This is a genomic window from Kaarinaea lacus (assembly GCF_975902315.1).
In genome coordinates, this window is sequence record NZ_CDLKIE010000248.1 from 1 (window position 1) to 12,099 (window position 12,099).

Consider the following 12,099-nt stretch of genomic DNA (forward strand, 5'->3'; position numbering starts at 1 on the left):
CCTGGAGTGTGCAGAAAGCTTCTTCGACCAGGTTTGTACTACTCACAGCTATCAGGAAAATATTGATACCATTAAATCAGCCGTTGATGCCGGGTTACGGGTTTGCAGTGGCGGCATATTAGGTATGGGCGAAAGCCTGGATCAAAGAGTGGAACTCGCCAGCACTTTACGCGAGCTTGGTGTCGAATCCGTGCCGCTCAATTTTCTAAGTCCCCAGCAAGGCACTCCCTTTGCGGACCGTACGCCGATGACACCCATGGAGATTTTGAAAAGCATCGTGGTATTTCGTTATATGCTGCCGCGGGCCGAGATTCGCATTGCCGGTGGCCGCCAGTTTCTTGGTGACATGCAGTCAATGATTTTTATGGCGGGCGCTTCCGGCGTCATGATTGGTGACTACCTGACGACGAAAGGCCGCCAGGTTGAAGATGATATAAAAATGCTGGATGACCTGAACCTCAAAGCCCGAGAAGATACACAACATCGGCGTGCACAGCAGATCGATAAAGCCATTTAGTTACTAGCAGTTATTGCGCGCCAGACGTTTCGTGTGACATTGTGTCCAGTTCTTTTGAAACAACCATAGCTCAGTCTCTGCAATCCAAACGTGAACTACATTTATATCGTTCACGCCGGGTACTGACCGGCCCACAAGGTCCGCATGTTTCCATTGGCAAGGAAAGTTATTTGTCATTTTGCAGTAATGACTACCTCGGGTTAGCAAACCACCCGGATGTTGTTCAGGCGATGCAAAGTGGTGCGGAACACTATGGTGTCGGCAGTGGTGCCGCACACCTGATTTCCGGTCATAGTACAGCGCACCATGCACTGGAAGAAGAGCTCGCTGATTTCGTACAGCGCCCACGTGCTTTGCTATTTTCCACAGGATATATGGCAAATCTGGGTACTGTTGCGGCGTTATTGAATAAGGGTGATGCCGTCTATGAAGACCGCCTGAATCATGCATCCTTAATTGATGCAGGACTGAATAGCGGTGCGCGATTCCAGCGCTATCAACACGCCGATACTCACTCCTTAAATAGTTTTCTATCGAAAAGCGAAGCGAACAAAAAACTTATTGTAACTGATGGCGTGTTCAGTATGGACGGCGACATCGCACCAATGGACCAATTGGTAAAACTGGCCAAAAAACATGATGCATGGTTAATGGTGGATGATGCCCACGGAATAGGGGTACTGGGAAAGCAGGGCAGGGGGACCATTCATTCTTTCGGCTTATCCACACAGGATGTTCCTGTCCTGATGGGAACACTCGGCAAAGGCCTGGGTGCTTTCGGCGCATTTGTTGCGGGTGAAGAAAATCTCATTGAATACCTGATTCAGGAAGCGCGCACTTATATCTATACCACGGCATTGCCTTCGGCTATCGCTGAAGCGACACGCAGGAGTTTGCAACTCGCCAAACAGGACCAATGGCGCCGGGATAAACTCAACACATTGATACAAAGATTTCGGGCGGGCGCGAAGCAATTAGGATTAACCTTAGTTGATTCAAAGACGCCAATACAAGCATTAATCATCGGCGATGCCGACAGGGCAGTTGCCCTGAGTCAGCAACTTTTACAAAAGGGTATTTTGATTTCTGCAATTCGACCACCCACAGTGCCGGAAAACAGTTCCCGGCTACGTATAACCTTTAGCGCGTTACACGAAGACTCAGACGTCGACCTGTTACTTTCGCACTTCGAGTCCTCAATATAATGTTGTATTACAAAACACACGGTGAAGGTAAACCCATTTATTTGTTGCATGGATGGGCATTGAATAGTCGCGTCTGGGATGACGTACTGCCGGAATTAACGCAATACGGGCAAGTCTTTGCCGTTGACCTCCCGGGGCACGGCAAAAGCGATTTACCGGCGGATGGACAGTTTGATCTCGACACAATGGCTGACGAAATTGCGCCGATACTGGAAAACGACTCGATCGTTGTTGGATGGTCATTGGGAGGGCTGATTGCATTAAACCTGGCTTACCGATACCCCGAGTTAATTAATAAGCTGGTATTAGTCGCTGGCTCACCACAATTTGTACAATCCGAGGACTGGCCAAACGCTGTGGATAAAGCTGTCATCGAAGGTTTTGCACAAAGCCTGCAGCGTGACTATCGCACGACGATTTTGCGCTTTCTTGCAATACAAGCTTTAGGTAGCGAACAAGCTAAACAGTCCATCAAGGCATTAAGGGACAAAGTGTTTATCAATGGTGAGCCAAAGCTGACTGCCCTGGAGCAAGGTTTGAATCTGTTAATCAACTGCAATTTACGGCCAGTATTGTCCGATATTCATTGTCCATCGTTAGTGATTGTCGGCGAAAAAGATACCTTAATACCTGAAAAGTCAGGGTATGATACGTCTGCTTTATTGGCGAACAGCCAACTCGCAATAGTTAACGGAGCGGGCCACGCGCCTTTTATATCTCATCCACAAGAGTTTCTAAACATTATCACTGCTTTTATCAATGAAACAACACTATAAAAATACAGCACCGATTAATAAACGCGCCGCTCGTCAATCATTCAATAAGGCCGCTGAAACTTATGACGATGTGGCAGCATTGCAACGCGAGGTCGCTCAACGCTTACTGGATCGCATGGACATTGTTCGCCTGATTCCGAAAACAATCGTTGACGTTGGCTGCGGCACCGGCGACACAACTTTGAAACTCGCGCGCAATTATAAACAGGCACAGGTCATCGGAGTGGACTTTGCAGAACATATGCTGGACAAGGCCAGGTCCAAGTGTTCCTGGCGCGAAAAAGTATTAGGCCGACAACCCAGATTCATCTGTGGTGACGCCGAAACATTGCCTTTGGCCGACCAAAGTGTCGACTTCATTTTTTCCAGTTTAACGGTGCAATGGTGTAACGATCTGGATAATGCGTTTCAAGAGTTTCGACGCATATTAAAACCGGGCGGATTACTCATGTTCAGCTCACTGGGACCGGATACGCTAAAAGAATTACGCCACAGCTGGCAGCTTGTCGACACCGGACAACACGTGCACTCCTTTGTTGACATGCACCATGTGGGCGATGCACTACTTCGCGCCCAACTGGCAGATCCCGTGATGGACATGGAGTACTTCACCTTAACCTTCAATGATGGCTACCAGTTAATGCGAGAGTTAAAACTGCTTGGTGCCCACAATGCTGCTACGGAACGTTCAAACAGTCTCACTGGCAAAACTCACCTACAACAAATGTTGCAGGCTTACGAAAAGTACAGGAATAATGGAAAATTACCCGCGACATATGAAATTGTCTACGGTCATGCATGGCGCGCGGCTGGCGAAGAAAAATATCAAAGTTCTGGCAATACTGTGCAGGTCGATTTTTCCAGGAAAACTTAATGTAAAACTTTCGAATCAACAGTATGGCAGGCTACTTTATAACAGGAACTGATACCGGCGTAGGCAAAACTTGCGTTTCCCTCGCGTTAATGCAGGCATTCAAGTCGCAAGGAAAACTGGTCGCGGGAATGAAACCCGTTTCCGCGGGATGCAGCCATACCAAAAATGGCTTGCGTAATGATGATGCTGTAAAACTCCAGGATAATGCCTCAATCGATATGCCGTACAATATTGTCAATCCTTATGCATACGAACCATCAATAGCACCCCACATTGCCGCTCAAGAACTGGGAGATAAAATAGCGCTAGACAAAATTGCCGCATGTTATGATGAAATCTCTAAACAATCAGAGGTCGTCATTGTCGAAGGAGCCGGAGGATGGTTAGTACCAATAAATGATACTGAAACTATGGCTGATATCGCAATTCGTCTTCAACTACCTGTAGTCCTGGTAGTAGGCATGCGGCTGGGATGCCTGAACCATAGCTTGCTTAGCGAGGCTAGCATAAGAGCCAGTGGCCTCACTTTGGCGGGATGGGTAGCCAATCATGCATCAGGGCCTATGGAAAAAAGCCAGGATAACATTGAGAGCCTGCAGCGACTTATTCCCGCACCTCTATTAGCAGTCCTTCCTTATAATGCGAATTGCGCAGCAGAGAACTTTGCTCAGCAGCTGGATATTGTTCCGCTAGAAAACTAAGGGTCAATGATGATCAAACGAATACTCATAAACTAACTTGAATTCAAGCATATTCGATTCACTATCTGGTTCAACACTGTTGAATATCACATTACTACGACCAAACTCCCAGAACGTATAATCCATAGCCAATCCCAGGCTATGTTCTCGGGACAGTTTGTACATCCAGGCAAGTCCTGCTTCGTAACCCCACTTTTCTTCAAGGTTAAAAGTAATCGAAAATACTTTCATGGTAGGATCAAGTGTGCGGAGGAAACCACCATAGAAATCCATATAGGATTTAGCCGTTAATTTGAGGTTGTAATGTAATCCAAAAGTAAGTTGCCACCATTCATAAATTTCATATAAACCGGAAACGAATAAATCCTGGTAGGGATCGCCAAAATTATCAATGCCTGAAATAAACGTTGACTGAATATCCCTTTCCCATCTTTTGATAGTAAATGTCCCATAGATTGAGAGAGGCCGGTGTTGTGCAAGTGAATACGACAATGACGCAATAAGTGAAGTTATATTTTGGTCTGTTTTTGTAGACAAGGGCAAACCTTCGTAGCGCAAATCAAGTGGATTAGTTTGAATATGGCCTTCATAATCAACCTCTCCTTTATAACGTTCAAACGCAATACCAAAAGTCAGCAACTCTGTCGATTTCGTTTCAAACCCAAAAAATATTCCGGGTATATCGCCTTTTTCGCCATCCAGAAAGCTGCCATCAACATCTGTTTCCACGTAATCAAAATTCATTATTCCGGGCGCGATAATAATTTTAGACTCTGCGTATGCAACACACGGCAAAACAAACATAAAGAAAAATACGTAGATAAATCTATTGAATATTTGATTCATAAATAACCGCCGGACTAGATAGTTGGATTATAGAGCGGATACATTATATACATTAACCGGCTTTTTTTCATTTCCTGATAATCTAGCAAACTTTTCATCGACAAAGATTTACCCCTTGTCATTTGACATTATGAACATCTGGAACATTATGGGCAATAAAAAAAGGCGTGCTTTCATAAGCACGCCTTCATAATAGCCTACCTTTGTCATAATAATTTAAAAAGCATTATCAACCTCAATACCTAACTCACTCCAGGCAACAGTTTTTGGATAACCTGCCTCAGGGCTACCGTTGACAGTAAGCATTACTTCTATGGTTCCATCACCATTGACACTGATATTCAATTGCGAATCATTACCAGTAATATTCATGTATCCTGTAGTTGGGTAACTACCTGCAGTAGACTCAAAATGTGAATCAACTGTAATTTGCCCATTCAGTTCGGTACTGGCAATAGTAAATGAGGAATCAATTGTAATTGAATTCCCATCTGTCGTAGCGACAAAGCTAAAGTTCGTTAAATGGACGCTTTCAATTTCTGAGACAACATAAAGAGAATTACCCGACATATCGAATGCTACGTTAGTCCCGTTGACATCTAGACTTAAATCTACAGAACCATGTATTGTTTCTGTGCCAAATGTTGCGCTCGTCGTCGTTAATTTATTTATATTGAATGTTACATCCAGACTAAACACTTCAGCAGCAATATCTGCCTGATTCACATTAGAATTAAAAGTAATGGTCATTGATCCAGTCTGTACTTCACCATCACCGTAGTCACAATTATTAAAAGTGACGCTCATATAATCGCCACTTGTAAGAGAATTCGGTTCCCCTGTAACTTCATTAAAGTCTGTAATATTGACATTGAAGCTCTCAGAACCTGACCCTACGATTTGACCAGTAAAAGGATCCTGATATGCACATGATTCAGTACCCGAAAATTGTGCGCCTGTCGCAGATACGGCATCAATTTTTTGTGCATCGTTATTTAACGCGTTGTCTAGTAATTTTTTCAGGGTACTATATAGTTTGATGTTTTTGCTTGCAGCACCGTTATCAACAACAACAGCACCTGGAATAATATCCAGGGCACCAGCCCCTAATCCAGCACCACCATTTGCACCGTCGAATCCTACCTGAGCAACTGCGCTTTCGTTTTCAGTTGTAATTGCAACCGGAGTATGAGAAATATTTGGCGCAGCAAACCCACTACCTCCATCTCCACCTGAACTGCAAGCCACCAGCCCAAATACGGCCCCTAACAATGAAATACTTAATCCAGTTCTAATAAATAACTTCATAGTGATTCCCTCTAAACTAATATAATTTACTTTCGAAAATTGGTGAATTTATGCAGCACTACTTATGGATGGCAGGAGATAGAATTCATACAGTATATCGTCATTTTCACTGGAACTCCATGTGAAATAATTCCGTTTTTAATAATTCTTATTCCTTATCGTCAACTTCAAACTATAAATATAAAACGGTTTAATAGCCGCCCTACTAAGGGGCAAAAAAAAGCGCGAACCAATCAGGCTCGCGCTTTCTATAAATAAAACTTATTGTCTTGGTTTACCAGGATCCACTAGCACATTGTTGACCACTGCCGTTACCTAGATTGTAGCACCATGTGTAGTCATTACAGCCATTAAACGTAATGCTTGCACTTGTTCCACCACTACCCTGAGCTACAATAGTCCCGCTCATCGGCCGATCGTTCGGGCAACCACTTAACACTACGGGCGAAGATGTACTTATATCAATGTATCCAAAACTTGGATGCGTTACACGACCCGAGTTTATGTAAATACCACTCGACGGTGTACCGGAAATATCAAAATTGGATATTGTCAGCGTACTGCCATCTGATCCGGTGAAGCTTGAGCTGGATGAAACAACTTCGAAAGTATCCATATTAATTGATACTGACATATTAAGTGTCTGAGTCTCACCACCAAAGGTGACTGACATATCGTTGTAAGTTACAGATAAAATTGGATCTCTAAAAGAGTATGTAACACTGCCGTCCATAACCATATTGCCGTAGCCCGGCACAGATACACAGAAATTATTAAATGTCATAGTGCCACTATTGGCATTCGGATCAGGCATATCAACGTTTCCACCACAGTCACCTGTAGCAACAATAACTCCATTTGGCGTCAATCGAGGTTGATATACATTGCCAATAATTTGAGTAACAGTAACTGTCAAATCATCCAGCGCTGTAGAAACAGCCAGAGGATTTGCATTTTGCACAACAGTTGCCTGGTAAGCGGAATCCGTAGCAGCAATGCTTAATGGCTCAGCATTAGAATCGTTAATGGCAACGGCTTGTGGAGCAGACGAACCCCCACCTGAACTACAGGCAACCAGGCTAAATAAAGTCCCTAACAGTAAAAAACCTGGTAAAGGTTTAAAGATTGTTTTCATAATGATTCCCCTCATTAAAAATAAAAAATATTTATAATTGAAATTATTTAACGTAATCACACAGCTAACTTAGGCAGGAGATAGATGTGCGTATTATATTTAATTTTTAACCGAATTCCATGTGAATTAATCCCATTTTTACAAATTACTATCCCAGGCGCGCTTAACCAAGGATACTGGTATAGAATTGAGCAGTAACCACCCAACTAAGGGGCACAAAAAAAGCCGCGTTTCGCGGCTTTTTTATTCGCTCATTGATAAAATTTATTATGCGACCAGGCTGGCTTTTATTTTCTTCATCGCATTTTGTTCCAATTGGCGGATTCTCTCAGCAGACACATTGTAGATTGCAGCCAGGTCATGCAAGGTAGATTTCTTTTCTGACAACCAGCGTTTCTGCAAAATATCGCGGCTTCTATCATCCAGTGTTTCCAATGCTTTCGCTAACTTTTCATTGTTGTGAGCTTCACTGTTTTGCCGCTCCAAAACAGTTGAAGGTTCATGACTATTGTCCTGCAAATAACCTGCAGGAGAAGGCGTATAGTCATCATCGTCATTCGAATCGTTATAGCCATCGAATGGCGTATCCTGGCCACTCATCCGCTTTTCCATTTCCAGGACTGTTTCCGGTGGCACGTTTAAATCTTTAGCAACAGCCTCTACTTCCGCCTGGCTAAACCAGCCCAGATGCTTTTTATTTTTTCGTAAGTTAAAGAAAAGCTTACGTTGCGCCTTGGTTGTTGCCAGCTTTACAACGCGCCAGTTGCGCAGAATAAACTCATGAATTTCGGCTCGAATCCAATGCACCGCGAAAGAAACCAGCCGAACATTCATGGTGGGATCAAATCGTTTCACGGCTTTCATGAGCCCCACATTTCCTTCCTGGATTAAATCAGCCTGAGCCAGCCCATAACCGCTGTATCCGCGTGCAACGTGTATAACAAAGCGTAGATGCGACATAACCAGACGCTGCGCTGCTTCCAGGTCACCTTCTTGCTGCAATCGCTCAGCGAGCTTGCGCTCTTCGTCAGCTTCCAGCATGGGTATTTGGCCAGCGGCCTGTATATAAGCTTCGAGACTTCCAGTGGGATTAGCTAAATTTAACGCATAGCTTGTTGGCATCATGGTTTTCAATTTTCCTCTTAACTTCTTGTGTTGGTTGAAGTTTAGCACTCCAAATTTAAGAGTGCCAATTAATTTTAGCACTCGGGAAATATGAGTGCTAAGTCCGGCAAAAGTTCATGAGGTCAATAATAGACTTATTAATCAATAAGTTAAAAACGAAGTTCAAGGCACCGAGAATTTCTTATTTTGGCTCAATAAGTTGAATGTGTCTGGTAACGGCGATCCAGGAGCCCACTAAACCCAGGCAAATTGCTGTAATAATAACCAGACCTGAATCTTGCAAAGTAAGACCCGTCAGCTGAAAGGGGCTATTGTAGAGCGCGGCCAGAGATTTCACCGGCCCGCTAATTAGCCAAAATAATAAAGATATCAGAAAGATAGCAAGCACTGCGCCGCAAACACCATACCAGAAACCGGTATACAGGAAGGGCCGTCGAATAAACTGGTTGGTTGCACCAATCAGTTTCGTAACCAGGATTTCCTGGCGACGATTAAAGATTGTAAGTCGAATGGTATTACCAATCACGATCAGAACCGCTACGGCCAACATTGCCGATAACAGCAAAGCACCCCGTTTTCCCAGGGCAATTATAGTGTTCAACCGCTCTATCCACTGAAAATCCAGTTGCACCAGATCCACTTCCGGCAAATCCCGTAATTTTTTAACCAGCGGCTGTAATTTACTGGAAGACAAATAATCCTGGCCAGGTTCAATGATTAGTACTGCGGGCAACGGATTTTCTTTCAGTATGCTCAGGGCGTCCCCAAATCCTGAATGTTCCTGAAACTCCTGTAGCGCTTGCTCGGCGCTAACATACTGCACACTAGCAATTTCGTTCCAGCTTTTTAGACTACGACTCAGAGTTGTAGCCTGGCGATTCGGCACATCCTTTTTCAAAAATACAGAAACCTGTGCAGTGCCCTGCCAGCCAATGACTATTGTTTGCAGGTCGTTTAACAGTAAAAACAATCCGGCTGGCAACGACAGGGCAATTGCAATCACAGCCGCAGTCAACAATGTTGACAGCGGTGTCAGGAGTAACTGTTGCAGGGAGGTTCTAGCTACCCAACCGTGATGTGCAACAAACCTGGCCAAACTGGATCGAGGCTTGTTACGGCTTCGACCTTCGACCTCATAATCGACAAACGAAGTAGCAGGTGGTTGGCGCCGGGCCTGGGATTTCTTTCGTTGACGGCTTTTCTGATTACGCATGGAAGGCCAATAGTGAGGTTAAAACCTGTTATTATGCAATCTGATTAAGATCCTGGGTATTGGTATCCGCTATTAAACGACCCTGATGCAATGTCAGCAATCGATGGGGCATATGTTTTATCAACTCCAAATCATGCGTTGCAATTAATACCGTCGTACCAATGTTATTGAAAGACTCAAAAAGTCCCATGATCTCTCTTGAGAGATCGGGATCAAGATTACCTGTCGGCTCATCAGCCAATAAAAGTGGTGGTCGGTTAACAACAGCTCGGGCGATACCTACCCGTTGCTGTTCCCCGGTTGACAAGGTAACAGGATATTGTTTTTCGCGACCCAATAATCCCACCTTATCCAGGGCTGCTCGTACCCGTCGCCCGGTTTCAGCATGATGCTCACCCGCTATAATCAACGGTAACGCAACATTATCAAAGACTGATTTATCATAGAGCAGGTTATGATCCTGAAACACCATGCCGATTTTGCGGCGCAAATAAGGTACTTGCCGTCGACGCACTCGTGACAGGTTTTTCCCATCCAGCACCACTTCACCACGCGTGGTTCGTTCCACCAAAGTGATAAGTTTTAATAAGGTACTTTTACCAGCCCCTGAATGACCCGTTAAAAACACCATGTCGCCTTTTTCAAGGTGGCAACTGACATTATTCAATGCCTCATGACCGCCAGGGTACCGTTTGGATACGTTAACGAATTTAATCATATTATTCGGCAGGCTCGTGTTCCAGCAGTGCGTTTACAAAATCCCTGGCGTTAAAATCACGTAAATCATCGATACCTTCACCTATTCCAATAAACCGTATTGGTATACCCAGTTGTTTGGCAATGGCAAAGATAACGCCTCCTTTGGCGGTACCATCGAGCTTAGTTAAGGTCACTCCTGATACCGCAACGGCATCATGAAATTGCCTGGCTTGTACTACGGCGTTTTGACCAATGCTGGCATCCAATACAATCATTACTTCGTGAGGTGCATCCGGGTCCAGCTTGGACATCACGCGATGCACTTTTTTCAACTCTTCCATTAAATTGGATTGAGTGTGCAAGCGTCCTGCGGTATCGGCAATCAGTACATCAATGTTGCGGGCTTGCGCCGCTTCCAGCGCATCAAATATCACTGACGCAGAATCGGCACCCGTATGTTGCGCGATAACTGGGATATCATTGCGCCTTCCCCACTCCTGTAGTTGTTCCACTGCTGCGGCGCGAAATGTATCACCTGCAGCTAACATCACACTGCGTCCCTCACTCTGATATCGCTTCGCCAGTTTACCGATAGTAGTGGTTTTTCCTGCGCCATTAATTCCCACCATCAGTATTACAAACGGTTTATCGGACTGGGGAATTTGCAAAGGCTGGCTGGCTGGCTCCAGGATAGCGCTCATATCTTCGCTTAACGCGGAAAACAAAGCTTCAGCATCGTTTAGCTGGTTGCGTTTCAGACGCTGGGTTAAATCATCGATAATTGCCTGGGTTGCTTCAATGCCAACATCCGCCATTAACAGGAGTGCTTCAATTTCCTCCAGTACATCATCATCAATGGCTTTTTTACCCAACACCAGGTTGGCAACACCGTCGGTAAATCCAGTACGGGTGCGTTTTAATCCATTTGTCAGTCGAGCAAATAAGCCCGGTTTTTTTGTGGATTCGTCATCGGCTGAGCTCGCCGGGCTTTCGCCAGGCGATTGCTGCTCGTTTTGATCGCTGGATTTTGCAGATTTACTCTTTTTGAAACCAAACATAAATTATGACTGTCTCATGTAACATTGCGGTTATTTAGCACCAGAATTGGCAAACCACTCAGGCTCGATGAGCGGGCGGTTTTTAGTAAGGTGGAATTGTAACGAAAAAACCCCTGTCTATCGCGCAAATTTTTAACAAAAGTGGCAAACAGAACTGGCATTACTATTGAATATTTTGATCTGTAACACTATTTCTGACACGATCGTCTATGCTCAGCAAGTACATAAAAAACAATGCGCCAAAATCCACAACGACACCCATTAACCTGCTAAAGAGAGAAAAAACATGAGTAGATGTCGACATTTGAAGACAGCCGGCTGGTTTATGCTGTTTTCTGTCATTTTTCTGGCTGGATGCGCCTCTGGTCCAGCAAACCAGCAAGCACAAAACGCAACCAACGCCGCAGCAACTACAGCCAGTGAATCCGCAAAAGCAACGTCAAACGCGGATTCAGAACAAAGCGGGAAAACAGCAAATCCTCGTGTGTACGAGTTTATGCTGGATAACGGAATGAAAGTCCTGGTGAAGCAGGATCACCGTGCACCAGTGGTGGTATCCCAGGTCTGGTACAAAGCAGGCAGCAGTTACGAGCAAAATGGCAGCACCGGTGTCGCCCATGTACTGGAACACATGATGTTCAA

Annotated in this window: 12 protein-coding genes and 1 pseudogene; 6 read left to right on the top strand and 7 right to left on the bottom strand. The window is 44.7% G+C overall.

Going from position 1 to position 12,099, the window contains the following annotated elements; translation table 11 throughout:
• The 5 genes and pseudogenes from ACWVCM_RS07670 to bioD form a co-directional block, all read left to right on the top strand.
• Positions 1-517, top strand: a pseudogene (locus ACWVCM_RS07670) (hypothetical protein); the annotation flags it as partial.
• 41 nt (positions 518-558) lie between these two features.
• Entirely contained in the window at positions 559-1,722 is a 1,164-nt protein-coding gene (gene bioF / locus ACWVCM_RS07675; RefSeq protein WP_455201143.1) for an 8-amino-7-oxononanoate synthase, read from the top strand.
• Entirely contained in the window at positions 1,722-2,498 is a 777-nt protein-coding gene (bioH, locus tag ACWVCM_RS07680; protein ID WP_455201144.1) for a pimeloyl-ACP methyl ester esterase BioH, read from the top strand. Before bioF ends, bioH begins: the two co-directional genes overlap by 1 nt.
• Positions 2,482-3,372, top strand: a complete 891-nt coding sequence (gene bioC / locus ACWVCM_RS07685) for a malonyl-ACP O-methyltransferase BioC (RefSeq protein ID WP_455201145.1) — start codon at positions 2,482-2,484, stop codon at positions 3,370-3,372. The genes bioH and bioC overlap by 17 nt, the downstream gene beginning before the upstream one ends.
• A 23-nt stretch (positions 3,373-3,395) precedes the next feature.
• Entirely contained in the window at positions 3,396-4,073 is a 678-nt protein-coding gene (gene bioD, locus ACWVCM_RS07690) for a dethiobiotin synthase (protein ID WP_455201146.1), read from the top strand.
• Between the two features lie 3 nt (positions 4,074-4,076).
• Here the strand turns inward: bioD and ACWVCM_RS07695 are convergent, their stop codons facing one another.
• The 7 genes from ACWVCM_RS07695 to ftsY form a co-directional block, all read right to left on the bottom strand.
• Positions 4,077-4,817 (bottom strand): hypothetical protein, encoded by a 741-nt coding sequence (locus ACWVCM_RS07695; protein ID WP_455201147.1) that lies wholly within the window; start codon positions 4,815-4,817, stop codon positions 4,077-4,079.
• 318 nt (positions 4,818-5,135) lie between these two features.
• Complete coding sequence (locus tag ACWVCM_RS07700; protein ID WP_455201148.1) at positions 5,136-6,227, bottom strand: hypothetical protein; 1,092 nt, start codon at positions 6,225-6,227, stop codon at positions 5,136-5,138.
• Between the two features lie 274 nt (positions 6,228-6,501).
• A complete protein-coding gene (locus tag ACWVCM_RS07705) occupies positions 6,502-7,362 on the bottom strand; it encodes a hypothetical protein (RefSeq protein ID WP_455201149.1) in 861 nt (286 codons plus the stop codon).
• Between the two features lie 267 nt (positions 7,363-7,629).
• Positions 7,630-8,487 carry an RNA polymerase sigma factor RpoH gene (gene rpoH, locus ACWVCM_RS07710; RefSeq protein ID WP_455201150.1) on the bottom strand — a complete coding sequence of 286 codons (858 nt, stop codon included), beginning with the start codon at positions 8,485-8,487 and terminating at the stop codon, positions 7,630-7,632.
• A 181-nt stretch (positions 8,488-8,668) separates the two neighbouring features.
• Positions 8,669-9,700, bottom strand: a complete 1,032-nt coding sequence (ftsX, locus tag ACWVCM_RS07715; protein WP_455201151.1) for a permease-like cell division protein FtsX — start codon at positions 9,698-9,700, stop codon at positions 8,669-8,671.
• A gap of 31 nt (positions 9,701-9,731) precedes the next feature.
• Positions 9,732-10,418, bottom strand: coding sequence for a cell division ATP-binding protein FtsE (ftsE, locus tag ACWVCM_RS07720; RefSeq protein WP_455201152.1), 687 nt, complete (start codon positions 10,416-10,418; stop codon positions 9,732-9,734).
• 1 nt (position 10,419) lies between these two features.
• On the bottom strand, positions 10,420-11,457 hold the full coding sequence (ftsY, locus tag ACWVCM_RS07725; protein ID WP_455201153.1) for a signal recognition particle-docking protein FtsY: 1,038 nt from the start codon (positions 11,455-11,457) through the stop codon (positions 10,420-10,422).
• A gap of 286 nt (positions 11,458-11,743) precedes the next feature.
• On the opposite strand from ftsY, the gene ACWVCM_RS07730 reads away from it, so the two are divergent.
• Positions 11,744-12,099: insulinase family protein (locus ACWVCM_RS07730; protein WP_455201154.1), on the top strand; the 356-nt coding region annotated here is incomplete at its 3' end.